General features: G+C 66.4%; 21 protein-coding genes and 1 pseudogene. 11 read left to right on the top strand and 11 right to left on the bottom strand.

Going from position 1 to position 26,963, the window contains the following annotated elements; genetic code table 11:
• Window positions 1-659: 659 nt before the first annotated feature.
• On the bottom strand, window positions 660-1,523 hold the full coding sequence (locus AC0WR5_RS07980) for a helix-turn-helix transcriptional regulator (protein WP_475868017.1): 864 nt from the start codon (window positions 1,521-1,523) through the stop codon (window positions 660-662).
• Between the two features lie 536 nt (window positions 1,524-2,059).
• Between AC0WR5_RS07980 and AC0WR5_RS07975 the strand changes: the two genes are divergently transcribed.
• Complete coding sequence (locus tag AC0WR5_RS07975) at window positions 2,060-3,655, top strand: APC family permease (protein WP_475868015.1); 1,596 nt, start codon at window positions 2,060-2,062, stop codon at window positions 3,653-3,655.
• Window positions 3,656-3,697: 42 nt separating this feature from the next.
• On the opposite strand, the gene AC0WR5_RS07970 is transcribed toward AC0WR5_RS07975, so the two are convergent.
• On the bottom strand, window positions 3,698-4,372 hold the full coding sequence (locus AC0WR5_RS07970; protein WP_475868014.1) for a pyridoxamine 5'-phosphate oxidase family protein: 675 nt from the start codon (window positions 4,370-4,372) through the stop codon (window positions 3,698-3,700).
• 64 nt (window positions 4,373-4,436) lie between these two features.
• Between AC0WR5_RS07970 and pdxR the strand changes: the two genes are divergently transcribed.
• Window positions 4,437-5,861: a MocR-like pyridoxine biosynthesis transcription factor PdxR gene (gene pdxR / locus AC0WR5_RS07965; RefSeq protein WP_475868012.1), complete on the top strand. Its 1,425-nt coding sequence runs from the start codon at window positions 4,437-4,439 to the stop codon at window positions 5,859-5,861.
• A 33-nt stretch (window positions 5,862-5,894) separates the two neighbouring features.
• Here pdxR and AC0WR5_RS07960 read toward each other — a convergent pair whose 3' ends face one another.
• From AC0WR5_RS07960 to AC0WR5_RS07940, 5 genes and pseudogenes are all read right to left on the bottom strand, one after another.
• Window positions 5,895-6,404 (bottom strand): GAF domain-containing protein, encoded by a 510-nt coding sequence (locus AC0WR5_RS07960; protein ID WP_475868011.1) that lies wholly within the window; start codon window positions 6,402-6,404, stop codon window positions 5,895-5,897.
• A 134-nt stretch (window positions 6,405-6,538) separates the two neighbouring features.
• Window positions 6,539-7,282 (bottom strand): annotated as a pseudogene (locus tag AC0WR5_RS07955) (ABC transporter ATP-binding protein); the annotation flags it as partial.
• Complete coding sequence (locus AC0WR5_RS07950; RefSeq protein WP_475868009.1) at window positions 7,279-8,127, bottom strand: ABC transporter ATP-binding protein; 849 nt, start codon at window positions 8,125-8,127, stop codon at window positions 7,279-7,281. The pseudogene AC0WR5_RS07955 and the gene AC0WR5_RS07950, both read right to left, overlap by 4 nt.
• Window positions 8,124-9,026: an ABC transporter permease gene (locus AC0WR5_RS07945; protein WP_475868939.1), complete on the bottom strand. Its 903-nt coding sequence runs from the start codon at window positions 9,024-9,026 to the stop codon at window positions 8,124-8,126. The genes AC0WR5_RS07950 and AC0WR5_RS07945 overlap by 4 nt, the downstream gene beginning before the upstream one ends.
• Window positions 9,027-9,034: 8 nt before the next feature.
• Window positions 9,035-10,087 carry an ABC transporter permease gene (locus AC0WR5_RS07940; RefSeq protein WP_475868936.1) on the bottom strand — a complete coding sequence of 351 codons (1,053 nt, stop codon included), beginning with the start codon at window positions 10,085-10,087 and terminating at the stop codon, window positions 9,035-9,037.
• A gap of 195 nt (window positions 10,088-10,282) precedes the next feature.
• Here AC0WR5_RS07940 and AC0WR5_RS07935 point away from each other — a divergent pair, with 195 nt between their 5' ends.
• The 6 genes from AC0WR5_RS07935 (at window position 10,283) to AC0WR5_RS07910 (ending at window position 16,762) form a co-directional block, all read left to right on the top strand.
• Window positions 10,283-10,906, top strand: coding sequence for a helix-turn-helix domain-containing protein (locus tag AC0WR5_RS07935; RefSeq protein WP_475868008.1), 624 nt, complete (start codon window positions 10,283-10,285; stop codon window positions 10,904-10,906).
• Window positions 10,907-10,956: 50 nt separating this feature from the next.
• Window positions 10,957-12,555, top strand: a complete 1,599-nt coding sequence (locus tag AC0WR5_RS07930; protein WP_475868007.1) for an ABC transporter substrate-binding protein — start codon at window positions 10,957-10,959, stop codon at window positions 12,553-12,555.
• Between the two features lie 64 nt (window positions 12,556-12,619).
• Window positions 12,620-13,714 carry a M24 family metallopeptidase gene (locus AC0WR5_RS07925; protein WP_475868006.1) on the top strand — a complete coding sequence of 365 codons (1,095 nt, stop codon included), beginning with the start codon at window positions 12,620-12,622 and terminating at the stop codon, window positions 13,712-13,714.
• A gap of 327 nt (window positions 13,715-14,041) precedes the next feature.
• Window positions 14,042-14,998, top strand: a complete 957-nt coding sequence (locus AC0WR5_RS07920; RefSeq protein ID WP_475868005.1) for a DnaJ C-terminal domain-containing protein — start codon at window positions 14,042-14,044, stop codon at window positions 14,996-14,998.
• Window positions 14,995-15,336, top strand: coding sequence for a hypothetical protein (locus tag AC0WR5_RS07915; protein WP_475868004.1), 342 nt, complete (start codon window positions 14,995-14,997; stop codon window positions 15,334-15,336). Before AC0WR5_RS07920 ends, AC0WR5_RS07915 begins: the two co-directional genes overlap by 4 nt.
• A 331-nt stretch (window positions 15,337-15,667) precedes the next feature.
• Entirely contained in the window at window positions 15,668-16,762 is a 1,095-nt protein-coding gene (locus AC0WR5_RS07910; RefSeq protein WP_475868003.1) for a linear amide C-N hydrolase, read from the top strand.
• A gap of 121 nt (window positions 16,763-16,883) precedes the next feature.
• Here AC0WR5_RS07910 and AC0WR5_RS07905 read toward each other — a convergent pair whose 3' ends face one another.
• Window positions 16,884-20,033 (bottom strand): transporter substrate-binding domain-containing protein, encoded by a 3,150-nt coding sequence (locus AC0WR5_RS07905; protein WP_475868002.1) that lies wholly within the window; start codon window positions 20,031-20,033, stop codon window positions 16,884-16,886.
• Window positions 20,034-20,594: 561 nt separating this feature from the next.
• The gene (locus AC0WR5_RS07900; protein WP_475868001.1) at window positions 20,595-20,975 is read right to left on the bottom strand and encodes a winged helix-turn-helix transcriptional regulator; all 381 of its coding nucleotides are present in this window, start codon (window positions 20,973-20,975) and stop codon (window positions 20,595-20,597) included.
• 126 nt (window positions 20,976-21,101) lie between these two features.
• Between AC0WR5_RS07900 and AC0WR5_RS07895 the strand changes: the two genes are divergently transcribed.
• Window positions 21,102-22,169, top strand: coding sequence for an SDR family oxidoreductase (locus tag AC0WR5_RS07895; protein WP_475868000.1), 1,068 nt, complete (start codon window positions 21,102-21,104; stop codon window positions 22,167-22,169).
• A 59-nt stretch (window positions 22,170-22,228) separates the two neighbouring features.
• Here the strand turns inward: AC0WR5_RS07895 and AC0WR5_RS07890 are convergent, their stop codons facing one another.
• Window positions 22,229-23,125 carry a LysR family transcriptional regulator gene (locus AC0WR5_RS07890; RefSeq protein ID WP_475867999.1) on the bottom strand — a complete coding sequence of 299 codons (897 nt, stop codon included), beginning with the start codon at window positions 23,123-23,125 and terminating at the stop codon, window positions 22,229-22,231.
• Window positions 23,126-23,217: 92 nt separating this feature from the next.
• Here AC0WR5_RS07890 and AC0WR5_RS07885 point away from each other — a divergent pair, with 92 nt between their 5' ends.
• A complete protein-coding gene (locus AC0WR5_RS07885) occupies window positions 23,218-23,805 on the top strand; it encodes an NAD(P)H-dependent oxidoreductase (RefSeq protein ID WP_475867998.1) in 588 nt (195 codons plus the stop codon).
• 612 nt (window positions 23,806-24,417) lie between these two features.
• On the opposite strand, the gene AC0WR5_RS07880 is transcribed toward AC0WR5_RS07885, so the two are convergent.
• The gene (locus tag AC0WR5_RS07880) at window positions 24,418-25,065 is read right to left on the bottom strand and encodes a TetR/AcrR family transcriptional regulator (protein ID WP_475867997.1); all 648 of its coding nucleotides are present in this window, start codon (window positions 25,063-25,065) and stop codon (window positions 24,418-24,420) included.
• A gap of 198 nt (window positions 25,066-25,263) precedes the next feature.
• Here AC0WR5_RS07880 and AC0WR5_RS07875 point away from each other — a divergent pair, with 198 nt between their 5' ends.
• Window positions 25,264-26,031 carry an SDR family NAD(P)-dependent oxidoreductase gene (locus AC0WR5_RS07875; protein ID WP_475867996.1) on the top strand — a complete coding sequence of 256 codons (768 nt, stop codon included), beginning with the start codon at window positions 25,264-25,266 and terminating at the stop codon, window positions 26,029-26,031.
• The last annotated feature ends 932 nt before the right edge of the window (window positions 26,032-26,963 follow it).

The following is a 26,963-nucleotide window of genomic DNA, read 5'->3' as shown; positions in this document are numbered from 1 at the left end:
ATCCCAAATGGTGTGTTCATCATATTGAACATCACCGAGACGGACAGTTCAAATGCCAAGGCGCATTCCAGGGCCGCTGTGGCCCGCCTGCCGCGCGCCAAGCGGCCGGGCGCCCGTTCGGCGGGCGTTGGCCCGGCACTGGGCGCCCCTTTCGCGCAACCGCCCGTCGTCGCGCCCCCTTCGGCCGTCGGCGCAGGGGGGCAGACCTGCGCCGACGACCGCCCGGGGTCGCCCCCCCGCGGGGACAATTCGGGGCGATCGTTTCCCTCTCGACCGCGCCGCAAACCGCATTGGCCGGCCACGTGCCCGTCCCCGAACTGGCACGCATCCGCCGGCCCGGCGGCGCCCCGATCCCTCCGGCATCTGCAATACCGCCGCAAGGACCCGGCAGGGTTTCGGCGGGAGATCTTCCGCGCCCGCGCCCAAGGCAACCCGGCAACCGGGAGCGCGCACAATCTCCCCCTCCTCATGTCTCGCCCGCCCGGAAAAATTGGGCGTGGGTCCAACGGATCGACGGTGCGGGACAACGGGATGATCCGCAGCCGGCCGAACAGATGCGCTTTTGCACCGGGCCGCGCCCCCTGCAAATCCCCCGAACAGGTGTTTTTCGCACCCGTGCGATCCCCCGTGCGATCCCCACTTACGATCGCCCGACGGCGTCAGTCCTGCGCGCCGGCGCGCCCCAGCCAGAGCGCCATCAGCTCCGAGCGGCTGCTGACCCCGTACTTGCGAAAGATCCGCTTTACGTGATCGTGGGTGGTGTGCGGGCTCTGGCCGTTGGCCTCGGCGATGGCCCGTTCGCCCAGCCCCTGCAGCAGCCCCTTCAGCACCCGGCGTTCGGTGGCGGTCAGGCTGGCCGAGGCCACGCCCATCCCCTCGCTGATCATCTGCTGGCGATGGAACCAGCGCAGCCCGCGCAGGCACAGCCCCGCGATCATCGCCTCGCGGCGGGCAAAGGGGGGCTGGCTTTCATCGCGGTGCAGCCCGATCTGGATCTCGGCATCCTCGTTGACCGGCACCCCCACCCAGATCGAATCCTTGCGGTCGATGGCGGCGTACCACTCGCGGTAGGCGCGGGTATCATACCAGCCTTCGGGCGCCAGGTCGCTCAGCAGAAGCGCCCGATAGCGCCCCGCCATGACCGCGTTGCGCGTCGTCGTCACGTCGACATTGCCCAGGTCCATCTGCCGGAAGGCCTGCCTGATCCCCGCGGTGATCTCCGGATCAGGGTTCAGCACGGTCAGCACGCGGGGTCGCCAGCCGTTCAGCGGATCGCGCCGTGGCACATTGTCCAGCCGCACCGCGCCGATCCAGTCGGCGTTCTGCGATCCGGTCAGCGCACAGAGCGCCGCAAGCATGTGGTTGCGGGCCTCCAGCGCATGGCCGACCTCGAAATCCGCAAGCTCGTCCCAGAGGCGAAAGATCCCCTCCAGGGTCTCCGGCGCAATCTGCCCCGCCCCTTCCGAGATCTCCGGAACCGCGATCTCCTCGACCAGGTAGCCGTTGCCGATACCGATATTCATGTCCCTCTCCCTCGCCTGCAGCCGCGTTTCGCGGTCTGCGGCCTATCCTGCGGGGGGCTTCAATTGGCTCGCGACCTGGCCCGGGCCTTGGGCTTGATGCCCGGCATCCCGCCGCTCCGCAGCGTTCAGAAGAAGGATCCCCCCGGCACCTTCCTGAAAACAGTTTTTCACCGGAGCAGCATCTCGTTGCAATACACGAAAACGACAGCCTCATGCAGAAACCCGCATTTCACCCGGCCCCCGCGCCCCGCGGCCTCCACGTTGCCGCTTTTCCCGCCACCCCGCTGCCTCTCTCTCGGGCAATGGCATCCCCGGGAACGCCCGTATTGGCCCCTCTGCGACCTCCGTAAAGCATTCCGCGTGGTTTTCCGGGCGCAATCGGGGCCGACAGCACGGCACTTCCCCGCAAACCCCTGCAAAATTCTTGCCCCGACACGCGGCCATGCCCTCAATGAGCGCAGTTTACGGCGGTCCGGCCGGGCAAGCATTACCGGATCATTTTCAGCACATGATTTTCGACAGGGGGACATGTCACCATGGCAATGCAGCGCAATATCGGCCTCGTCGGCCTCACCTTCGTGGCGGTCGGGGGCGTGCTCGGTTCGGGCTGGCTCTTCGCCCCGCTGATGACCAGCCAGATCGCCGGCCCCGCCGCCATGCTGGCCTGGGTCATCGGTGCGGTGGCGGTGCTGCTTCTCGCTCTCGCCTTCGCCGAGATCACCACCCTCTTTCCCGTCGCCGGCGGCATCGCCCGCATCCCGCAGTTCAGCCATGGCCGCATGATGGCCATGCTCATGGGCTGGACGGCCTGGGCCGGCTATTGCACCACCGCCCCGGTCGAGGTCGAGGCAGCCCTGGGCTATGCCTCCGACTGGTTGCCCTGGCTGCAGGAGAGGCCCGACGGCGAGCTGACCGGCGCCGACATGATCACCTCCGCGGTGTTGCTGGCGCTCTTTACCGTGGTCAATGCCTTCGGGGTGCAATGGTTCGCCCGGATCAACACCGCCATGACCTGGTTCAAGCTGGTGGTGCCGGCGATCTTCATCGTCGTGGTCATCGCGGCCCAGTTCGACGGCGGCAATTTCACCCGCTACGACGGCTTCATGCCCTATGGCATCTCGGGCGTCTTCTCCGCCGTGGCCTCGGGCGGCGTGGTCTTTGCCTTCACCGGCTTCCGCCATGCCATCGACATGGCCGGAGAGGCGCGCAACCCCCAGCGCACCATCCCCCTCGCCCTGATCCTGTCGATCGTGATCTGCTTCGTCATCTACGCCGGGATCCAGATCGCCTTCCTCGGCGCCCTCACTCCCGGCGATCTCGCCAACGGCTGGTCCGGCCTCGCCTTCACCTCCGATCTCGGCCCCCTCGGCGCCATCGCCTCGGCGCTCGGCATCCTCTGGCTGGTCAGCCTTCTCAACGTGGCGGCCGTGGTCTCGCCGCTGGGCGGCGGCCTCGTCTCCACCGGCTCCAACGGGCGGCTGGCCATGGCGATGGCCGAAAACGGCGTCTTCCCCGGCATCTTCGCCCGGCTCAACGTCTTCGGCGTGCCGCTCCATGCGCTGATGCTGAACTATGTCGTGGCCATGGTCATCCTGCTCACCATGCCGTTCCAGGAAATCGTCGCCCTGAACGGCTCCGCGATCATCCTCTCCTTCGTCAGCGGCCCGATCGCCGTGGCCGCCCTGCGCAGCCTGGCCGCCAACCGCCCCCGCAGCTTCAGCCTGCCCGCCGCCCGCCTCCTGGCGCCGGCAGGCTTCGTCATCGCCACGCTCATGGTCTTCTGGTCCGGCTGGGATACCACCTGGCGCCTGCTGGTGCTGGTGGGGATCGGCCTCCTGCTCTTCCTGCTGCGCCTGCTGATCGCCGGCCGAGAGGAGCTCGACGCCCGCGGCGTGATCTGGTTCGCGCCCTTCATGGCGGGGCTGGCCCTGCTGTCCTGGCTCGGCACCTACGAGGGCGGCCGTGGCATCATCCCCGCCCCCTGGGACAGCCTGATCACCGGCGTCTTCGCCCTCGGCATATTCTATGTCGCGGTCTCGAACCGCCTGACTCCGGACCAGTTCGAGGCCTTCATCGAGGGCGAGCGCCGAAACGAGGAAGAGGAATACGGCCCCGGCGGCAGCACCATCTGACGCGCGACCGCCCCGCCCGGCATGCGGGCGGGGCAGCGGTGTTCACAGGCGGAAATCGCGCACGTGATCGGGCATCTCCACGCCCTCCAGGTTGCGCGGGTCGGGCACCGGCGCGCCCACCTGCACCGAAACCGGGATCACCCCGGCCCAGATCGGCAGGTCGTAATCGGCATCCTCGTCGGCGGGCCCGCCGGTGCGCGCCTTGGCACTGCCCTCGGCAATCTCCATGCCCAGCACCATCGTCGCCTTCAGGTCCTGCGCATGATCGGGCCGCAGCCCGTCATAGCGACCGGGGAACAGGCCATCGACGAAGCGCCGCAGCTTCTGCAGCTTCTGCTCCGGGTCCACCACCTGGAACGCCCGGCCATAGAGCGTGACCGAACGCGAGTTCACCGAATGGTGCATCCCCGACCGCGCCAGCACGAAGCCGTCGAGCAGCGCCACCGACAGGCAGACCTCGGCCTCGCGCGACGATCTCAGCGCCCGGCTGGCCGCGGACCCGTGCCAGTAGACATGGTTGCCCTCGCGCCATTGCAGCGTCGGCGTGACAAAGGGCCTGCCGTCGATCACGTATCCCACGCTGCACATCGGCTGGGCATCCAGGATCGCATTCACCGTCTCGCGGTCAAAGCTGCCGCGCACATGCGAGCGCCGCAGGCGGGTTCTCTCGGTGACGGCAAGGGTGTCGGTTCCGGTCTCAAGTCGGGTATCAGGCATTTCTGGCTCCAGGCGTGTAATCGCGCCTTGATGCCTCAGGATTGGCCTCATACAAATGTCCAATATGGCAAATTCTGATCAGGCCAATCTACCGCGCGCCCTCTTCTCGCTCAGCCTCGATCCCGCCGCGGATCGCCCGCTTCAGGCCCAGCTCCTGCAGGCGCTGCGCGACATCATCCTGTCCGATCCACGCCACGCCGGCGCCCGCCTGCCGCCAAGCCGCACCCTCGCGGCCGAGCTCTCGGTCTCCCGCACCACGGTGCAGCTCGTCTATGACCAGCTGATCAGCGAGGGCTATCTCGCCGCCCGCCAGGGCAGCGGCACCTTCGTGGCCGAGGAGATCCCGCACCTCGCCTCGCCGCCCCCGCGCAGAACGCCCGCGCCGCGGCCACCGCGCGACTGGCTGCCGTTTCAGCTCGGCCTGCCGGATCAGGCGCTGCTGCCCTACCGGCTCTGGGCGCGCCACCTCGAACGGGCCTGGCGCACCCCCGCGCCGGCGCTGCTGGCGCGCCCCGATCCGCTTGGCTGGCTGCCGCTCCGTCAGGCCATCGCCGATCACCTCGCCGCCTGGCGTCAGCTCTCCTGCACGGCCGAACAGGTGGTGATCACCTCCGGCGCGCGCGAGGCGATGGAGATCATCTTCCAGGGCCTGGTCGCGCCCGGCGCCACCGTCGCGGTCGAAGACCCCTGCTGGCCCCGCACCCACGATACCCTCGCCGCCACCGGCGCCCGGCCGCGGCCGCTGCGCATCGACGCAGAGGGCTTCGATGCCGCCGCCCTGCCGCCCGGCATCACCGCCGCCATCGTCACCCCCTCGCGCCATTATCCCACCGGGCGCGGCATGCCCCTGCCCCGGCGCCTCGCGCTGCGCGACTGGGCCGCCCGCAGCGGCGGCCTGGTGATCGAGGATGATTACGACAGCGAGTTCCGCTATCGCGGTCAGCCGCTGCCGGCGCTCTCCGGCCTCGACGGTCTGCAGAACACGCTCTACCTGGGCAGCTTCTCCAAGCTGATCAGCCCCGCCCTGCGGCTGGGCTATCTCGTTCTGCCGAAACACCTGTTGCCACAGGCACGCGCGCATCTGTCCCGGCTTGGATCCCGCGCCTCTCTGGTGCCACAACCGGCTCTCGCCAGCTTCATGCAGGGGGGCGAATTTGCCGTGCACCTGCGCCGGATGCGCCGCACCTATGCCCGGCGTCAGGCGCATCTGCTCGCGGCCCTCGCGCCGCTCTCGGACCTGCTCGATCTTGCGCCCGATCCCTCGGGCATGCATCTCTGCCTCGGGCTCTCGCCCGCGCTGGCCCGCCGTGCGGGCGATCTCGAAATCGCGGAAAGGGCCCGGGCGCTGGATCTTCAGATCGGCGCGCTCTCGGCCCATTGCGTCCTGCCGGATCCGCTTCAGGGCCTGCTCCTGGGCTATACCGCCTTCCCGGAGGAAGCGCTTTCGGCGGCGGCGGGGCGTCTCGCCACCCTGCTCCGCAGCCTGTGATGGCGCGCCCCCGCCCGGGGGCACGCCGGGCCGTCAGGCGGCGGTGCCGCGCAGCGCCATGGCCACGGCCGAGGCCGCGATGGCCGGCAGCCGCAGCAGCGTCTGGATCTCCTCCACCCGCTCGGGGGTGTAATAGCCCTCCTCGTGCAGGATGTTCATCGTCGCGATGACCTTGCCGCCCATGACGATGGGCAGGTTCACCACCGAGCCGCAGCCCAGCTGGCCGATCAGCTCGGCATCGGGGAAGACCGTGTCGATATCCGCCAGCGTGTTGGAGACAAAGCTCTCCTGCCGGGTCAGCACCGTCTCGAACCAGCGGTCGATCACGATCGGCTTGGAGCCCGAGGTCGGGTAATGTTCGGCATCGTCGGTATAGGCGCGGCGCGCCACCATCGCCTCGGTGTCCGAGGTCATGATGGTAAAGAGCTTGGCGCCCACCGTCGCCTTGGTCAGCGCGCAGAGCGCATCAAAGGCGGCCTCTTCGCTGGTCGCGGCGGCCAGCGCATCGGTGAAGGCGGCAAGCGCCGTGGATCTGTCGGTCATTGGATTTCCTTGTCGTTCCGGGCGCTCTCCGGCGCCACTGCATCCCCGGCGCCCTCCGGCGCCACTGCATCACCAGCGCCGGAGGGCGCCGTTGCATCACCGCCCGCGGCGGCAGGTTCCTCGGCGCCGGCCCTGTCCGGGTTCCCGCCCGAGGCGGCATAGAGCGCCCGGGTATAGGGTTCGGCGAAACTGCCGTCATAAAGCGCCTCGCGCGGGGCGATCTCGACGATGCGCCCCTTGTTCATCACCGCCATGCGCTCGCACATGAAGCTGACCACCGGCAGGTTGTGGGTGACCATCAGGTAGGTCAGCCCCTGCTCGCGCCGCAACCGTTTCAGCAGGTTCAGGATCTCGGCCTGCACCGAAACGTCGAGCGCGCTGGTCGGCTCGTCCAGCAGCATCACCTTGGGCTCCAGGATCAGCGCCCGGGCAATCGCCACCCGCTGCCGCTGCCCGCCCGAGAGCTGGTGCGGAAAGCGGAAGCGGAACCGCTGGTCAAGGCCCACCGCCGAGAGCATCTCGGCCACCTTCTCGCTGCGCCGACCGATGCCGTGGATGGCCAGCGGCTCCGACAGCACGGTATCCACCGTCTTGCGCGGATGCAGCGAGGCATAGGGATCCTGGAACACCATCTGGCAGGTGTCGGCAAAGGCCCGGTCCACCCCGTGGCCGCGCGGCTTGCCCAGCACCTCGATCTCGCCGGTCCAGTCGGGGGCCAGCCCCGCGATGGCCTTCAGCACCGTCGACTTGCCCGATCCGCTCTCGCCCACAAGGGCAAAGCTCTCGCCCTCGGCCACCTCGATGTTCACGTCCCGCACGACGGTCACGTCGCTATAGGAAATGCTCAGGTTCTTCAGGGAAATCGCCGCTCTCGTCATGTGCCGCTCCATGCGCTGCGGTCCAGCACCGGCAGCTCGTCCCGGGTTTCCTCCATGCGCGGCTGCGCCGCCAGCAGGCCCCGCGTATAGGGGTGCGTCGCCGCGTGCAGATCCGCCGCGCGGCAGCTCTCCACCACCTCGCCCGCGTTCATCACCAGGATCCGGTCGCAGTAGCGCGCCACCAAGTTCAGGTCGTGGCTGATCAGGATCAGCCCCATGCCGTTGCCCGTCACCAGCTCCTCGATCAGGTCCAGCACCTGCGCCTGCACCGAGACGTCGAGCGCGCTCGTCGGCTCGTCCGCAATCAGCAGTTCGGGGCGCGGGATCAGCATCATGGCGATCATCACCCGCTGGCCCATGCCGCCCGAAACCTGGTGCGGATACATCTCCGCCACCCGCTCCGGATCGTTGATGCGCACCGAGTGCAGCATCTCGATCACCCGCGCCTTCAGGGCCCGGCGCGGCAGGTTCTCGTGCACCCTCAGCGCCTCGGCGATCTGGGTGCCGATGGTCATCACCGGGTTCAGCGAGAATTTCGGATCCTGCATGATCATCGAGATCCGCGCGCCCCGGATGCGCCGCATCGCCCGCGGCCCCTGTGTCATCAGGTCGGTGCCGTCAAAGGTCAGCCGGTCGGCCAGCTGTTCGCCCGGCGCCCGGATCAGCCGCAGGATCGCCCGCCCCGTCATCGACTTGCCCGATCCGCTCTCGCCCACGATGCCCAGCCGCTCGCGCCGCGCCAGGTCAAAGGACAGGCCCTTGACCACCTCCACCCGGCCCTTCGGCGTCGGAAAGCTCACCCGCAGGTTCTCGACCCGCAGCAGGGGGTGCTCGCTCTCGCTCATTTTCCGCCTCCCTGTTTCGGGTCCAGCACGTCGCGCAGCCCGTCGCCCAGGAAACAGAAGCCGAGCGAGACCAGGATAATCGCAAAGCCCGGCATGGTGGCCACCCACCACTGATCGAGGATGAAGGTCCGCCCGCGCGAGATCATCGCGCCCCATTCCGGCAGCGGCGGCTGTGCGCCCAGCCCGAGAAAGCCGAGGCCCGCCGCCGTCAGGATGATCCCCGCCATGTCGAGCGTCACCCGCACGATCATCGAGCTGGTGCAGAGCGGCAGCACGTGGCGCAGGATGATGCGCCCATGCGAGCCGCCCACCAGCCGCATCGCCTGGATGTACTCGGCATTGCGGAAGGTCAGCGTCTCGGCCCGCGCGATCCGCGCATAGGCCGGCCAGGCGGTGATCGCGATGGCGATGATCGCATTCTCGATCCCCGGGCCCAGCGCCGCCACGAAGGCCAGCGCCAGGATCAGCTTGGGCAGCGACAGGAAGACATCCGTCACCCCCATCAGCAGCTTGTCGGTCCAGCCGCCGAAATAGCCCGAGATCGCCCCGATGATCAGCCCCAGCGGCGCCGAGATCACCGCCACAAGCGCCACGATCATCAGCGTGATACGCGCGCCGTAGATCACCCGGCTGAAGATGTCGCGGCCCAGCTCGTCCGTGCCCATCCAATGTGCACCCGAGGGCGGCAGCAGCCGGTTTGGCAGGTCCTGCCCCACCGGGCTCTCCGGCGCGATCCAGGGGGCAAAGGCCGCCGCGATCAGCAGCGCCGCGATGATCACGACGCCCACCATGGCCAACGGGTTGCGGGCCAGCGCCGTGGCCATCCGCCAGGCGCGGCCCATGTTGGCCTGCCACAGGGTGGCGGGCGACTCGTCCAGCAGCCAGTCACGGGTGCTCATGCGCGTGCTCATGCCTCGCTCCTCGGATCCAGAACGCGATAGAGCACGTCCGACAGCTTGTTGATCAGGATGAAGACCGCGCCGATGACGAGCGTCGCGCCCAGCACGGCGTTCATGTCGGCATTCAGCAGCGCCACGGTCAGATAGTTGCCGATCCCAGGCCAGCTGAAGACCGTCTCGATCATCACCGAGCCCTCCAGCAGCGCCGCATAGCTCAGCCCGATGACGGTGATCAGCGGCACCCGGATCGGCTTGAAGCCGTGGCGCCAGATCACCCGCCATTCCGGCACGCCCTTGACCCGCGCCGTGGTGATGAACTCCTGCCCCAGCTGATCCAGCATGAAGCTCCGCGTCATCCGCGCGATATAGGCCAGCGAGAAGAAGCCTAGGATCGAGGCCGGCAGGATCAGGTGCTGCAGTGCGTTGTGAAAGACGTCCCAGTCGCCGGCGATCGCCGAATCCACCAGCATCACGTTGGTCACCGGCGGCACCAGCCCCTCGTAGAAGATGTCGAGCCGCCCCGGCCCCGCCACCCAGCCGAGCCCGGCATAGAAGATGGCCAGCCCCACGAGGCCCAGCCAGAAGGCCGGCACCGAATAGCCCAGCAGCGCCAGCACCCGGATCACCTGGTCGATCCATTCGCCGCGCCGCGTCGCCGCCCAGACCCCCATGGGCACGCCCAGCACCACGCCGATGATGATGCCCAGCGTCGCCATCTCCAGCGTCGCCGGGAACACCCGCTTCAGGTCTTCCGCCACCGGGCGGTTGGTCGAGATCGAATGCCCCAGGTCCCCGTGCAGCACCGCCCAGACGTAATCGGCAAACTGCACGATCAGCGGCCGGTCCAGGCCCATCGCCGCCTTGGCCGCATCGTATTGCGCCTGTGTCGCGCGGTCGCCCACCACCGAGAGCACCGGGTCGATGGGCACCACGCGCCCGATGAAGAAGGTGATCGCCAGCAGCCCCAGAAAGGTCAGCGCCGTGACCACGACGAACCCGCCGAGGGCCTTTGCACCACGCCAGAGCCGGCCGCTCGTCCGTGACACCATGGTTGCTTCCATCGTCAAGTTTTTCGCCCCTCCGGCCCGCGTTCGACCTGCACCCTGTTACCCGTCCGAAGCCCCGCAAGGGCGCGCCCCGCAGGCGCTCCCTTCCCCGGGATCCGGAAAAAATCCTCGCCGCACGTTACAAAAATTTTTGCCTAAGTAAAATTTTTTTTGTAGCCTTCGGGAAATCGAACCGGGAAAGGCAATCACATGGCAGCAGGCGCAGCAGGTGAGCGACAGAGGGCGGAACCGCAACTTGGGCCGCTGATCCGCAAGCGGCGCAAGCAGCTCGGCCTCACGCTTCAGGCGCTCTGCGACCGGGCCGGCGTCTCCGTGGGCTACCTCAGCCAGGTCGAGCGCGACAACGCCACCCCCTCGCTGGGCACCCTGGCGCAGATCGCGGCGGGCCTCGACGTGGGGCTGGAGTATTTCATCACCACCCCCGGCCCCGCCGCCTCGCTTACCCGCGCCGGCGAGCGCCCGCAGTTCTCGCTCAACGGCTCCTCCATCGGCTACGAGAACCTCGCCACAGATTTCCCCGGCGCCGAACTCTCCAGCTACCTCCTCCACGTGCCCCCGGGCTATGCCTCCGAGGTGGTCAGCCACGAGGGCGAGGAGATCATCTATATCCTGGAAGGCGAGATCGAGCAGACCCTCGACGGAGAGGTCATCCGCATGATCGCCGGCGACAGCCTGCATTACAGCGGCCTGCGCCCGCATTCCTGGACCAACCCGACAGACAAGCCGGCCCGCATCCTCTGGACGGGCACGCTCGCGGTGCTGAACCGCCGCGACGGCATGAAACTTCCCGAAATGGCGCCACTAGAAGCCTGAAAAGCCAACCGGACCGACATCCACCAAAGACATCCAACAAGGAGATTTCCATGAACATGCTGAAATCCGCGTTCCTGGCCACGGCGCTCGCGCTGCCGCTGGCCGGTACCGTGGGCGGAACCGCGGCGCTCGCAGAGACGCCCGACAACATGCTCGTCGTGGCACAGAACATCGACGATATCGTCGCCATCGACCCGGCCCAGGCCTACGAGTTCACCTCCGGCGAGCTGGTCACCAACCTCTACGACCGCCTGGTGCAATACGATGCCGAGGATCCCACCGTCCTCTCGCCCGGCCTCGCCACCGAATGGACGGCCGATCCCGAGGCCAAGACGATCACCTTCACCCTGCGCGACGATGCCGTCTTCAACTCCGGCAACCCCGTCACCGCCGATGACGTGCTCTTCTCCCTCGGCCGGGTGATCAAGCTCAACCTCACCCCCGCCTTCATCCTCACCCAGCTCGGCTGGACGCCGGAGAACATCGACCAGATGATCACCGCCGAGGGCAACACCGTCACCGTGCATTACGAGGGCGACTTCTCGCCCGCCTTCGTGCTCAACGTGCTGGCCGCCCGCCCCGCCTCCATCGTCGACGAACAGACCGTCATGGCGCACGAGGAGAACGGCGATCTGGGCAATGCCTGGCTCAATGCCAATTCCGCCGGCTCCGGCCCCTTCGCCCTCACCAGCTACACGCCCGGTCAGATGGTGCGCATGGCCGCCAACGAGAACTACTTCAAGGGCGCGCCCGAGATGGAGCAGGTGGTCATCCGCCACGTGCCCGAGGCCGCCACCCAGCAACTGCTGCTGGAACAGGGCGACATCGACCTGGCCCGCAATCTGACCCCCGATCAGATCGCCTCGCTTCCCGAGGAGATCAAGGTCGAGACCTACCCCCAGGCCGCCGTGCACTTCCTGTCCTTCAACCAGAAGACCGACAGCCTGACCAACCCCGCCATCTGGGAGGCCGCGCGCTACCTGGTCGACTACAAGGGCATGACCGACTCGATCATCAAGGGGCAGATGGAAGTGCACCAGGCCTTCTGGCCCAAGGGCTTCCCCGGCTCCTATGACGAGACGCCCTTCACCTACGGTCCCGAGAAGGCCAAGCAGATCCTGGCCGACGCCGGCGTCGAGACCCCGATCACCGTCACCCTCGACGTGATCAACGCCGCGCCCTTCACCGACATGGCGCAGTCGCTTCAGGCCAGCTTCGCCGAGGCCGGCATCAACTTCGAGATCCTGCCCGGCACCGGCGCGCAGGTGATCACCAAGTACCGTGACCGCACCCATCAGGCGATGCTGCTCTACTGGGGCCCCGACTTCATGGATCCGCATTCCAACGCCAAGGCCTTCGCCTACAACCCCGACAACTCCGACGACAACTACCAGGCCACCACCACCTGGCGGAACGCCTGGGCCGTGCCGGACGAGATGAACAGGGAAACCATGGCGGCCCTGTCGGAAAGCGATCCCGAAAAGCGCCTCGCCATGTACCAGGACCTGCAGAAGAAGGTTCAGGAGAACTCGCCCATCGTGATCATGTTCCAGGCCGCCTACGAGGTTGCCATGGGCCAGAACGTCAGCGGTTACGTCAATGGCGCCACCTCTGATTTTGTCTACTACCGACTGGTTCACAAGGACTGAGCCAGGTGATTAATACAAGGGGCCGCCGGGACACCGGCGGCCCCTTTCCTTTCAGGAGAATACTATGGCTTATCTCAAGCAGGCCGAAGACCGCCTGGCGCGCCTGCGCCGGCGCATGGCAGAAACCGGCACCGATCTCGTGGTGCTCGGCCCCTCCAGCCACATGGTCTGGCTCACCGGCCTCAGCCCCCATGGCGACGAACGCCCCGTGATGCTGCTCGTCACCCCAACCTATGCCGGCTTCCTGATGCCCGGCCTGAATCAGGCGATGGCCCGCGACGGCACGCCGCTGCCGCTCTTCACCTGGTCCGACGACGAAGGCCCCGCCGCCGCCCTCGACGCCCTGCTCACCGCCTGCGACGCGAAACGCCCCGGCCTCTCGGTGGTGATCGACGAGACCATGCGCGCCGATTTCGCGCTGCTGCTGCTCGATGCGCTCGACGCCCCCAGCCGCCGCTTCACCGACGATACCGTCGGCCTGCTGCGCGCCAGCAAGGACGCCGGTGAATCCGCGCTGATCAAGGCCTCGCACCTGCTCAACGACCGCGCCGTCGAGGCCGCCTTCGCCGCGCTGAAACCCGGCATGACCGAGGGCCAGGTCGTCGATTTCATCGATGCCTTCTACAAGGAGAACGGTGCCACCACCGCCTTCTGTTCGGTCTGCTTCGGCGAAAACGGCGCCCATCCGCACCACACCTCGGCCGGGGCACAGCTCGCCGACAACATGGTGGTGCTGATCGACACCGGCTGCATCCTCGATGGCTACCCCTCCGACATGACCCGCACCCGCTGGTTCGGCGACAGCCCGGATCCCGAGTTCATCAAGGTGCGTGACATCATCGAAGAGGCCGTGCAGGCCGCCATCGCCGCCGCCCGCCCGGGCGCAAGGGCGCACGAGGTCGACGATGCCGCCCGCGGCGTGATCACCAAGGCCGGCTATGGCGATTACTTCCTGCACCGCACCGGCCACGGGCTTGGCATCGACATCCACGAGCCGCCCTATATCACCGCCACCTCCGACGTGGTGCTGGCCGAGGGCAACGTCTTCTCGATCGAGCCCGGCATCTACCTCGCCGGCCGCTTCGGCTGCCGCCTGGAAGAGATCGTGATCCTGCATCCCGAGGGCGCCGAGGTCTATTCCGAGATGCCCCGCGTCTGACTCTCGGCATGAAACACCTGTCGCGCGCCGGCCTTCCCGGCGCGCGTCGCCGCCCCGGGCACCGCGCGCTGCCTTAACCCGGCCATTTCCCCCGATCCGCACCGACGCGATACCGACGTAATACCGACGTGATACCGACGTCGGATTTTTCGCCGCTTCGCCCTGTTAACCAAGGGATCCGGGCCCTGATTCGCGCCATTCCGCCCGCCAGGCGCTCCCGATCCCGTAACCCTTCGCTAACCGGCGCCCGGCGCCTGCGGCAGCCCGCCCGATTGCACCCCCCTCACGTTTGCGCTCTACTGGGGCAAAGGACTCAAGGCAGAAGCAATGAGCGACGATCCCTACGACGTGCTCGGCGTGGCCCGGACGGCCACCGCCGATGAGATCAAGAAGGCCTATCGCAAGATCGCCAAGGAGAGCCATCCGGATCTCCACCCCGGCGATGCCGGCGCAGAGGCCCGGTTCAAGGCCGCCGGCGCGGCCTACGACCTGCTCAAGGATCCCGAGACCCGCGCCCGTTTCGACCGCGGCGAGATCGGCCCCGATGGTCAGGAAAAACCCCGCGAGCGCAGCTATTACCGCGATTTCGCCGAGGAGCCGGGCAATCCCTATCGACAGGGCGCGCGCTACGAGGGCTTCGGCGATGCCGATGATATCTTTGCGGAATTCATGCGCCGACAGGCCCAACAGGGCGGCGGCGCGCGCGGTTCCGGTGGTGCGGGTGGCTTCCGCGGCCAGGGCTTCGACCTGCGCGGCGCCGATGCCCATTACGCCCTCGAGGTGCCCTTCCTCGACGCTGCCAACGGCGGGTCGATGCGGATCACCCTGCCCGATGGCGGCGCGCTCGAGGTCAAGATCCCGAAGGGTGTCGCCGACGGCCAGAGCCTGCGCCTGCGCGGCAAGGGCAGCCCCGGCTTCGGCAAGGGCGCGGCCGGCGACGCCTATGTCACCCTCTCCATCGCGCCGCATCCCGTCTTCCGGCGCGAGGGCGACGACATCCTGCTGACCCTGCCGATCACCCTCGACGAGGCCGTGCTCGGTGCCAAGGTCGAGGTGCCCACCATCGCCGGCCCGGTCAAGGTGACCATTCCGAAAGGCGCCACCAGTGGCCAGGTCCTGCGCCTGCGCGGCCGCGGCATCGCTGCCCCCAAGCGCCCCGCCGGCGATCAGCGCATCGAACTGCGCATCGCGATGCCGAAAACCATCGACGATGACCTCGCCAGCTTCATGGAAGACTGGCGCAAGAGCCACGGATACGACCCGCGCAAGGGGATGACCGCATGACCCAGCCCTCTGGTTTCCTTGATGAAAAAGAGATCCTGGCCACCGTTGCCCGTCTCGACGTGACGCGCCTCGAACGTTTCAAGCGGACCGAGGTGATCAGCCCCGCCGAGGCCGGCGGGCGTGTCGTCTATCGTCAGGTCGACGTGGCCCGGATGGAGCTGCTCTGCGATCTCTGCGACGATTTCGACCTCGACGATGATGCCCTCGGCATCGTCATGGGCCTGGTCGATCAGCTGCATGGCACCCGCGGCGACCTGCGCGCCCTGATGGCCGCCCTGGCCGAGGAACCCGAAGAGGTGCGCATCCGCGTGATGGCCCGCCTCGACCCGCAGGGCTGATCCCCGCCGCCCGCAGCTGATCACCGTGCGCCCCGTTCACCGGCAGCATACCCTTGCCCTGCTAGAACAGGCGTGCGCGTACCGCAGCGCCCGCCCCCCTCCTGGTGCTATCGGGCCCTGTTGTCCGCATCTCATGCCTCGAGGCATGCACGCTATCAAAGATCGGGCACAGGTTCCTTTCTCAGCTGCCCCTCCGAAAACATTAAAGTTGCGATATATGTTGTTGAAAGAGCACTATCTTTCGCCTCCCCGCTTGCATTTCCCCGTCTGCTGACGCAGGGAACGGGCACCCCGAGACCGAGTGTTTCGGTCAGGGAACGGGAGATCAAATATGAAGATCAAAAAGTTGTTCACACAGGTGGCAGCCGCGGCATTCTCCGTGGCGCTTGCCGGTCAGTCTGCAATGGCATGCACGGGGATCGTGCTGCACGCAGAAGACGGTACCACCGTGCCTGCCCGTACGATGGAATTTGGTTTCAACCTTCACTCCGACATCGTGGCCGTGCCCGCGGGAACGCAGTTCTCCACGCTGGCGCTGAACCCCGATGAAACTGGCTTTACTTATACGACCAAGTACGGATTTGCCGGCGCCAACGGCTTCGGCAAGCCGATCGTGGTCGATGGCATGAACTCCGAAGGGCTCTACTACGGTGCCTTCTACTTTGCCGGCTCGGCCGTGATGGCCGACCTGACCGAGGACAACCGCGCCCACGCGATCTCTTCCGAAGAGATGGGCAACTGGATCCTGGGTCAGTTCGCCACCGTCGCAGAGGTCCGCAAGGCGGTTCCCGAACTGACGGTCGTGGGCACGGACATCGCGGAGATCGGCGGCAAGGCCCCTGTGCATTATTTCGTGACCGACGCCAGCGGCGACTCGATCGTGATCGAATACACCAAGGACGGCCTGCGGATTTTCGACAACACCGTCAACGTGGTGACCAACAACCCCTCCTATGACTGGCACCTCACCAACCTGCAGAACTACATCGGCCTGCAGGCCGAGAACCACCAGGCGATCACCGTCGGCACCCAGACGCTGCAGCCCTTCGGGCAAGGCACCGGCCTCGCCGGCCTGCCGGGCAATTCCACCTCGCCCTCGCGCTTCGTCCGGGCAGTGGCCTTCGTCAACACGGCGCTGCCCTCCGCAACCGCCGATGACGCGATCTTCGAGGCCTTTCACATCCTCAACAACTTCGACATCCCCAAGGGGTCGATCCGCGAGGAGCACAACGGCGAGACGGTCACCGACTACACGCTCTGGACCTCTGCCTCGGACACGCGCAACCGGGTCTACTACTTCAAGACCTATGACACCCAGGCAGTGCAGAGCATCGACGTGAACAAGGTGCTGGAAGGGCTCGAGAAACCCGAGACGCTGAAGATGGAAACGGGCTTCTCCGTGACCGACCGGACCGCCGAATTCTGAGGTTGTCCGCCCGGCCGGCTGCCTGCCCCCCGGGGCCGCCCCGGATCAGGCGGCCGGCCCTGAAACGGCCCGTGCGCGCATCAGCCGCGCATGGGCACATCCCGCCGGCCCCGCGCCTTTCTCAGCTCCCGGCAAGCCCCTCCGCCAGTGCCCGGGCGAGCTCGGACGGCGGGCAGGGTTTCTGCAGGATCGGCGCCACGACGCTGCCCATGTCGCTGGCGCTCACTCCGGTGTATCCGGACATGTAAAGGATCGGGATCTCGGGGCGGCGCTCGCGGATCTGCCGCGCCAGCTCGAAGCCCCCGATGCCGCCCGGCATGACCACATCGGTCAGCAGCAGGTCATAGGCGGCCCCCTGCTTCGTCAGCTCCAGCGCCTCTTCGCCCGAAACCGCGGTGACGATCTCATAGCCCAGGTCCTGCACCACTGCCGCCACGAGCATCAGGAGCTCCGGCTCGTCCTCCACGATCAGGATCCGCTGGCCGCTGCCCATGCTGCGCTCCGGCCGTTCCTGCGCCCCTTCGCGCAGGCCGTCGCTGGTGCCCCGGGGCAGCATCAGGCGCACTGTGGTGCCGTGGCCCTGCTCGGAATAGATCCGCATTTCCCCGCCCGCGGCCTCCACAAAGCCATAGACCATCGACAGGCCGAGCCCGGTGCCCGAGGCCAGCCCCTTGGTGGTGAAGAAGGGATCGGTGGCGCGGCGGCGCACCTCCTCGGTCATCCCCGGGCCGTTGTCGGTGACGGAGAAATCGATGAAGCGCACCGTCATATGCGCCGGCAGTCCCTCCTCGCCGGGCCGCGGCGGATCGCTCTGGATGTGATCCTCGGCCAGGCCGCGCACGCTCACCACGATGCGGTCGCCCCGCCCCGAGGCGATGATCGCATCGCGGCTGTTGATCACCAGGTTCAGCAGCGCGCTCTCCAGCTGCGCGGTATCGCAGAAGACCGACAGACCCTCATCGTGGATGTCGTATTCCAGGGACACGCCCGGCTCGACCGTCAGGTCCGAAAGGCTCTGGAACTCCTCCATCACGTCGCGTACCGGCACCGCCCTCTCGACGCCGGGGTTCTGTTTGGAAAAGGTCAGCAGCCGGCGGGTCAGCTCGGCCCCCCGCGCAACGGTCTTGCGGATCGAGGCAAGGTACTCCCTGGCCTTCTCCTCGGGGGCGCCCTCGATCAGCGTGGCGGCGTATTGCACGGTGGCCAGCAGGTTGTTGAAATCATGCGCAATCCCGCCTGTCATCTGCCCAAGAGCATCCAGCCGCGCCGAGCGTTCCGCCTTCTGGCGGTTGCGTTCGTGCCGGGTGACGTCGTCCAGGATCACCACCGTGGCCACGTCACCCGGCGCCGGCGTCGGCACAGGGGCGCTCGACACGCTGATATAGCGCAGCAAGCCGTTTCGATCGCCCTGCCGCAGGATCGAGACCTCGCCCTTCAGCGCCGCACCGGCCAGCGCGCGGTTGATCGGATCGCGCGAGGCTTCCAGCGGCTCGAGCGTCTCCGGCTCGACAAAGGTGATCCCCTCGGGCCAGCGGAACGGCAGCGTCCGGCCGGGCTCGGCGATGATCTCGAGCGCCCCGACATTCGCCACCTGGATCTCTCCGCCCCGGTCAAACCCCAGGATCCCGCTGCGCGCGGCGTTCAGGATCGCGCTCAGCCGTGTCGAGAGGCTCTCCATTTCCCGGGCCCGCAGCATCGCCCGCCGCCTGGCACGCAGCACCAGCACGAAGGTCAGCACCACCACGACAACCACCGCCGTCAGCGCACCTACCCTGGCCCATCGCAGGCGCTCCGCGGTCCAGAAGGGTTGCGGCGCAAGCCATTGCGTCCGCAGCTCCTGGTAGTCCTCCGAGGCCAGGTAGCCCGGGATCACCGCATCGAGACGCTCGCGCACCGTCGCAAGGCCGCGGCGCAGGCCGATCGCCCGTTCCGACACCGCCACCGGCGGCGCCACCGCCCGGATCTGCGCACTCGCCCCAAGCCGCTCGGCCACCGTCCGAAGCGTGGCGTTGGCATAGATCACCGCATCGACATCCCCCGCGGTCAGCGCCTCGAGCAGCGCCTCCTCCTCCGGCAGGACAACCTCTTCGAAGTCGGCGTCCGGCCGCACCAGCGACCGCGCCCAGCTGTTGCGGGTAAAGCCCACCCGCAACCCCGAGAGATCCTCCATCCCGGTAATCGGCCTCGGATCGTCGGCCCTCAGAAAGATCGAATAGGGCGATTCCTGCAGCGGAATGGTGAAATCCATCAGCCTCTGCTTTGCTTCGGTCACGCTCAGCGGCGGCAGGATGTCATAGGTGCCCACCGTGGGGCCATCCGCCCATTCGTCGGAACTCAGCGCCACGAAGCGCAGCTGCAGGCCGGCACGCTCGGCAATCTGCTTCAGGGCCTCCACCCCGTATCCCGTAAAGGTGCCGTCCTCCTCGATCACCTGATAGGGCGGAAACCGCGACACGCCTGCCGTCAGCACCTCGGGCGCGGCCATCGGCTTGGTCACGTTCCAGTCCGCCATCAGCCGGTCCAATGTGCCATCCGCGCGCAGCCGCGCGATGGCATCTTCGACCCTCGGCATCAGCGCGGCCCTGTCGGGCGACAGCACTGCATAGATATCCTCCACACGCAGGGCCGGCTCCATCGTCCGCACGCGATAGTCGAGCTGGGTTTTGCGCAGCACATCGGCCGCGAACTTGTAGGTGGTCACCACCCCGTCGATCCGCCCCATGATCAGCGCGCCAAAGGCATCCCGCAGATCATCAAAGGGCACCACCTCGCCCGCGCGGCCCTGCAGATCTCCCAGGTCACTGCCCGCCGCCCGCGACACGACGCCGATCCGGCGCCCCTGCATGTCGTCAAGCGTCAGCTCCGCCGGCTCCCTCTCCCGGACAAACAGATAGGTGCCGCTCTCGCCCACGGGCTCTGAAAAGACCATGTCGGCCAGCGCCGGTGTCCGCGGCGCCCCGGCCACGAAACGCCCTCCGGCGCCCGCCCAGGATCCGATTGCCTCACGCGGGGTGGGATATTCCTCGAAGCGGAGCGACAGGCCGGCTGCATCGGCGATCGCCTTCGACAACTCCGAGTAGAACCCGGTATAGGCGCCCTCCGCCGACTTCTCGAACTGGCCGGGCCACTCTGCCCAGGGCACGATCAGATCCTGAGCCAGATCCTGCCCCGCGTCCTGGTTCAGGTCCTGCGCACGGACGGTCGCACCGGTGCCCAGCCACAGCGCCAGGAGCATCATGAAAGCGGTCAGAAAGCGGCAGCGGAATGGCATGATCTCGCCCGGTCAGTGTCTTACGGGTCATACACAACCCTTGCGCGCATGTCATCCGGGAACAATCAATTCCAGCAACCCCTACGGCCGCTGTCATGGGCGCCCTCCGACCGCCCGCAAAGCGGCGGCACAGGCGCCACACCGCCCCCCTTGCGCCGCCCCTGCGCCGCCCCCCTCCTGGCGGATCTTCGATCGGTCAGAGCGTGCCGCTGCTGAACAGGAAATGTCGAAAGCCACCGGCTCACGGCCCGGCAGAAGCCCTCGCCGGGCCGAAACACCGCCAGCGACCGGGCCGAAATTCGCTTTCCCTGCGAAAATTTCCGGAAAATTACCCAATACGTAAGACATTCGCCTTTTTGTATACGATATATCCTGTTAACCTTAGTGCCAAGGAGTGTCCCCAACCTTTGCCTTCTACCCGGGCCAAGCAACTGCTCCCTCCGCGTCCTACCCCGAAGATCAAGAGGCGCGTGGTCGGGTCCCGATCGACACGCTCATCGGCACCCGGCTCTTTTTTCCATGAGTTTTCCCATGAACCTGGAAACGTCGCGGGCCGCCGCATCAGCCCCGTCGCGACGTATCCCGTGCCTGCAGCGCGTCGAGCGCATCGGCATTCTCCCGCCCCCAGCAATAGACCCGTTCGACCAGATCCACGAACCGGTCGCCGAGCGGTGTAAGACGGTAACGCACTGCCGGCGGCACGACGCTTTCGACCTCGCGTTCGATAAGGCCGCTCCGCTCCATCTCACGCAGGGTCTGCACCAGCATCTTCTTCGAGATGCCCGGCAAGCTGCGTTGCAGAACGCCGGTGCGCGCCTCGCCGTCGTGTCGCGCGTGCAGCGTGTGCAGGATCATGCTGGTCCATTTTGTCGAGAAGATCTCGAGAACCCGCCGCGGTGCGCAATCCTCGCGCCATTCGTCGTCCTTGCTGCCTGCCTGCATGGTTACCTCCTGGTGACTACGTCCCGATTTGGTGCCGTCTAGCGCCGCTGCGCCCCCGTGTCTATCTGGGCGGTGTCTATCTGGGCGGTGTCCATCTGGACCGTCACACGAAAAGGAGAGCAAGACATGACGAAACGTGCATTGGTCGTCGGATCCACCGGCATTCAGGGCAGCGCCCTGGCGGCCCGGCTTGCTGCCGAAGGCTTCGAGGTCTTCGGCCTTGCCCGGCGCCCCGCGCAAATGCCCGGCGTGACACCAGTCGCTGCCGACCTGCTTGACCCGCAGAGCCTGGCCACCGCCCTGCGGGGGATAGGGCCCTCCCATGTCTTCCTGACGACCTGGCTTCGGATGCCGACCGAGGCCGAGAATATCCGGGTCAATTCGGCGATGCTGCGCAACCTGTTCGCGGCCCTGCGGCCCAATGCAGCGATAGAGCACGTGGCCCTCGTGACCGGCCTCAAGCACTATCTCGGCCCGTTCGAGGCCTACGGCAAGGGCATCCTGCCCAAGACGCCCTTCCGCGAGGATCAGGGCCGGCTCGAGGTGGAAAACTTCTATTACGCCCAAGAGGATGAACTCTTTGCCGCCGCCGCGCAGGACGCCTTCACCTGGAGTGTTCACCGCCCCCACACCATGATCGGCAAGGCCCTGGGCAATGCCATGAACATGGGCCAGACACTGGCCGTCCATGCCACGATATGCCGCGAAACCGGGCGCCCCTTCCGCTTCCCCGGCTCGCAGGTGCAATGGGACTCCCTGACCGACATGACCGACGCACGGCAGCTGGCGGCGCAGGCAATCTGGGCCGCGACCACCCCGGCAGCGCAGAACGAGGACTTCAACGTGACCAATGGCGACGTCTTCCGCTGGAGCTGGATGTGGCACCGGATCGCCGACTGGTTCGGCATCGAGGCGGAGGACTTCGACGGGATCGAACGCCCGCTGGAAGAGCAGATGGCCGGCGACGCGGACGTCTGGGCTGAGATCGCCGAACGCCACGGCCTTGCCGAACCGGATCTGGCACGACTCGCCTCGCCCTGGCACACCGATGCCGACCTCGGGCGCCCGATCGAGGTGGTGACCGACATGTCGAAGAGCCGAAAACTGGGCTTCACCGGATATCTCGCGACCGACGAGGCCTTCTTCGATCTGTTCCGTCAGCTCCGCAAGGACCGGATCATCCCGGGCACCTAGCCAGCGGCACGGTATCCGGGGGCCTTCGACGGATCCCGGATACCCGTCCGCATACGCGGCTACGCGCCGAGGATCGCCCGGATAAGGTCTGCCACATGACCTATCCCCGGATCATTGGCATTCCTCTGGTGCCACGCCAGATGCAGGGGAAAGCTCTCGAGCGCGAGCGGCGGCGGCAGCCCGATCAGATCATCCTCGCAATGGTCCTCGAACGACTTGCGGGGCAACATGGCAAGCAGGTCCGTCGAGCGGAGTATATCCGGCACAAGCTGGAAGGACGGCACCACGAGGCCGATCTGCCGGGACAGGCCCTTCGCGCGGAGGGTCTCGTCCAGGGGGGTGAACCGCTCGCCCCGGCCCGAAACCACGACATGCGGCCATTTCAGCCAGCCCTCGAGATCGAAGTTCTCGGCGGCCGGGTGATCCCCGCGCATGGCCACGACATAGCTGGTCTCGAGCAGCTTCTCCGTCTCGATATGCTCGGCGCGTCTGGCAAAGAGCGCGACCCCCAGCTCGGTATCCCCGTTCAGCAACTCCTGTTCGAGCGCATCCGGGCCCGCCCATGGCTTGAAGACGACCGAAATGCCGGGCGCGCTCTGCCCGAGCCTTTCCAGCAGCGGGCGCGCCAGGAGGGCGGTCGGCGCATCGGCCGCGCTGATGCGGACGACCTGCACCAATTGTGCAAGTTCGGCGACGGGCGGGTCGAGCAGCTGCTCCACCTGCGCCAGGATGTCACGAAGCGGCCCGCGCAGTCTCTCGGCCTTGGGGGTCGGCTTCATCTTGCCCCGCCCCCGTTCGAGAAGCGGGTCGTCGAACAGGGCGCGACAGCGTTGCAGCGCACTTGAAACGGCCGGCTGCGAGAGGTTCAGCCGCTGCGCCGCACGGCTGACATGCGCTTCGTCCAACAGCGCATCAAGGATCACGAGCAGGTTGAGGTCTACAGCTCTCAAATTCATGACGCGAATAATAGGCTATATCTTATATCTTTTGGAATAATTTCTTGAGGTGCGCCATCTTGGGATCATCACCAGCCCCAAAGGAAGCAAGAATGTCCCGCACGCTCATTCTCCTGTTCCACCGGAACATCGCGAAATCCACCGCGAACAAGGCGCTGCGCGCCCGCGCCGCAAACCTGCCCACCGTCGAGGTTGTCGACATCCAGAGCCTCTACCCGGATGGCGTCATCGACATTCGCACCGACGCCGCAACCGAGGCGCAGCGCCTGCTCTCGGCAGACCGGATCGTGCTGCAATTCCCGATGCAGTGGTACGCCACCCCCGCCCTTCTCAAGGCCTGGCAGGACAGTGTCCTGACCCGGATGTACTATCTTTTCGCCGAAGAAGAGGGGGGCCGGCTGAAGGGCACCCCGCTGATGGTCGCGGCCACCGCCGGCAACATCCCGAGCGCCTATGCGCCGGAAGGGGCGAACGGTTTCACGATGGACCAGATATTCACGCCCCTCAAGGCCACCGCGCACCGCTGCGGCCTGCCCTGGCACGCGCCCTACGTCGTGTTCAGAGCGGACAAGCTGGATCAGCCCGGCCTGACGGCAGCCTCCGAGGGCTACGCCCGTGCGATCGAGGCATTCATCGCGGCCACCCCCACCCTGTCGGAACGAGAGGCCTGCCGAGCATGACCGGGCAGGCAATGCTCGCCTCTCTCGCGGCCCGAGGCCCCCTTCAGACCTTGCCCGATGCGTGCCGGGGGCCGGCCCGGAGCGGCGTCCGCTCGGGATCCGCGGGCGGACGCTGGGCGAAGTGCCGTTCCACGGCAGCATCCTCCGTTTTGGCAGACGCCCTTCCACCAGAGTTTGCAAACCCTGCGGAGCTGTGAGCCTGCGCTATCACAAGGCAGGTTCCGGTGTCGTCAGCGAAGGTCCGAATTGCGGCCCTTCAGGAGAGACGGGTTCCGTCAGAGCTATCACGCGCATCGTCAGACAGCCCTGGAATCCACGATATCCTTTTCGGACCAACTGGTCATTTATGTTCTCTGAAAGCCCGGAAGGCGTTGCCCCGTCCGCGCATCCCCGAGGGCCCTCCGCGTCGGCTTTGACCTTTGAAAGGGCATGTCCTCATGCCCCCCCGCCTCGGACAAGCGAGGCACAGCGCAGCCTGCAGCTTTAGAGGGAAGCGCGATCAGGTGTCCGCTTGCGGGCGCAGTCATCCGCGCAAAAAAGGGTCGCAAAGATGCCACCCGAAACTGGTCGGCCGGCGAAGAGCGTCTTGGGCGAGAGCGGCTTGGCGCCCCGTCAGTCTGCGGCCGGGCAGCCGGTGAAGATCGCGTCGATCTGCGCCGCAAAAAGCGCTCCCCCATCGACCTTCTTGTCCTGGCTAAGCATCCCGTTGTGAACGATCGCAAACCAGAGCGGCGACAGGAGCAGGTGCGCCAACATCTCGGGATCCTTGGCCGGGTCGATCTCGCCTTCCTTCTGCGCGGTCGCGACGATCCAGGACAGATGCCCCTTCAGGGGAAGGTAAACACCGGTCTGATAAAGCGCATGCAGCACCGGAAAGGTCTTCACCTCCTGCAGAACGAGCCGCGCAAGATCCCCCCGCCCGGAGCTTTCCGTCGTCATCATGCTGGGCAGCAGCGTTCTGCGACAATAGGCCTTCAACGTCTCGCCCTGCTCCCGAGAGACGTTGCGCACCTCTTCAAAGGTTCCGACAACGCGCTCGGACACGATCTGCAAAAGCAGCTCCTCCTTGGTGCGGAAGTACCGGTAGAGCGTCCCCTTCCCGAAACCGCACTCTGCCGCGATCTGATCCATCTTCGTCAGGGCAAAGCCGTTTCGCACGAACTGTCGAAGCCCGACCTCGATGATCCGCTCCCGCGTTCGGCTGGTTTTTTCGGGGCTTGGCCCCCGCGTGGCCTTCTTTGGCTTCTTTGCCTGGGGCATCGCAACCTGACTGCTTGTTCGGATCTCGTGATGACTGAGTGCATCATTTCGCCCCCGGAATGCAAGATTTGATGCGTTTCCGGCTTGCGCAAAGCGGACTGCCAGGTCACATAAAGAATTGCATACGATGGTACACCTCGCCGGGCGGATGGCGAGCCGATGCCGGAAGTACAAGGCCCTACCAGGAAGGAAAGCCAAATGAGTGAATTTGAGAACAAGGTCGCCATGGTCACAGGCGGCGCATCCGGAATCGGCCGCGCGACGGCTCTTAAGCTCGCCGCCGGGGGGGCAAAGGTCTTGCTTGCCGACATGAACGAGGAGAAGCTGGCCGCTGTCGCATCCGAGATCGAAGCTGCTGGCGGCGTCGCACAATATCGCGTTTGCAATGTCACCAGCGACGCCGACGTAGCAGCAACGGTGCAAGCCGCAGTGGACACCTACGGTCGCCTGGACTACGGCGTGAACAACGCCGGCATCACCGGCCCGATCGGGCCACTTGTCGATTACGATCTTGATGCCGCACGTCAGATCGTCGCGATCGACCTCATGGCAATCCTCAGCTGCATGCAGGCCCAGATGAAGGTCATGATCCCGCAAGGCAGCGGGGCCATCGTCAACACCAGCTCGATCTGGGGCCTCACGGCCTCCGCGAATTTCGTGGCCTACTCCGCAGCAAAGCATGGCGTGACCGGCGCGACCAAGGCAGCCGCGCTGGAAGTCGCGGAGCAAGGCATTCGCGTGAATGGCATCGCGCCGGGGTTTACCTATACACCGATGGTTTCCGAGCAGGGCATGAACGTCAAGGAAGATACCCCGGAATATACCGCCGGCGCCGCAAACCATCCGATGAACCGCTGGGGCAAGCCAGAGGAAATGGCGGACGGTATCACCTTCCTGCTCTCCGATCGCGCAGCCTTCATCACCGGCGTGATCCTGTCGATTGACGGTGGTTTTGTCGCGCGCTGACCCCATGGAGAAAGGTATTCGGGCGGGCTTCGGGCGGGCTTCGGACGGGCTTCGGACGGGCTTCGGACCGGCCCATGCCAGGAGGCCGAGCAATGGATGAGCACCTCCGGCGCGTTTCGGCCCGACCGGCTCGGGTCACGCCATGGGACCGCAGGGATCGACCGGCGGGTTGATCCGTTGCCTGCATCCTGCGTCGGGCTTCTTTCGGAAAAGGGCAACACCTCATGGTGCTGCCCTTTTGCCGATGTCCGAGCCCTTTGCGCCAGGCGCCAAGCGCCAAGCGCGAAAGCTGCGCAAAACACATGACACGCGAAACCATGCTGCTGTTGCCCGACTTCGGGAAACACCCTGCGCGGATTCGGACCCATCAGAATAGCGGAGCCAGCAATCAGTTGATAATGGTGGGTGATGAGAGACTCGAACTCCCGACATCTTCGGTGTAAACGAGACAAGAACCTCCCTAACCCAATGATATAGCGTTATATCCGCTTCCCAAGATGCGCGCAAATTATTGCAGACAAGACGAGAACAGAACAGGAACCTGGGAAACGCTACGGGTGCTCTAACTAGCCTCGTTGAGTGGCGCCAACGGTCAATCCTGAAGCCTCTTACGCAGGCGGTTCCGTTGCTTCCTTGGCGCCCTTAAAGAACCAAATATTCTCGACAGCGACGCTCCCGCGGACCCCGACCGAATGTTGAAAAGCCTTGGCAGGTGTCTTGTCGCAGCTCGACAGCCCGATGCGGTCAACCATGTGGGCCTTCACGTGCCGCCCAGTTCAGACACCAAGGGCGGTGAGCTGTCATTCGCTGTGACTGGCGCGAATGACCGCGATGCGCAGGGTGCGGCAGTTCAGGCCCGGGCTCGCACTGCGCGGCTAGCGCAGGTAGAGGCTTGTCATCGTGTCGCAATAGCCGATCTCATAAGTGCCTGC

It is taken from the genome of Pseudooceanicola sp. DL12, assembly GCF_056270665.1.
Note: the sequence above shows the minus strand (reverse complement) of the source record. Positions and strands in the feature narration are given on the sequence as shown.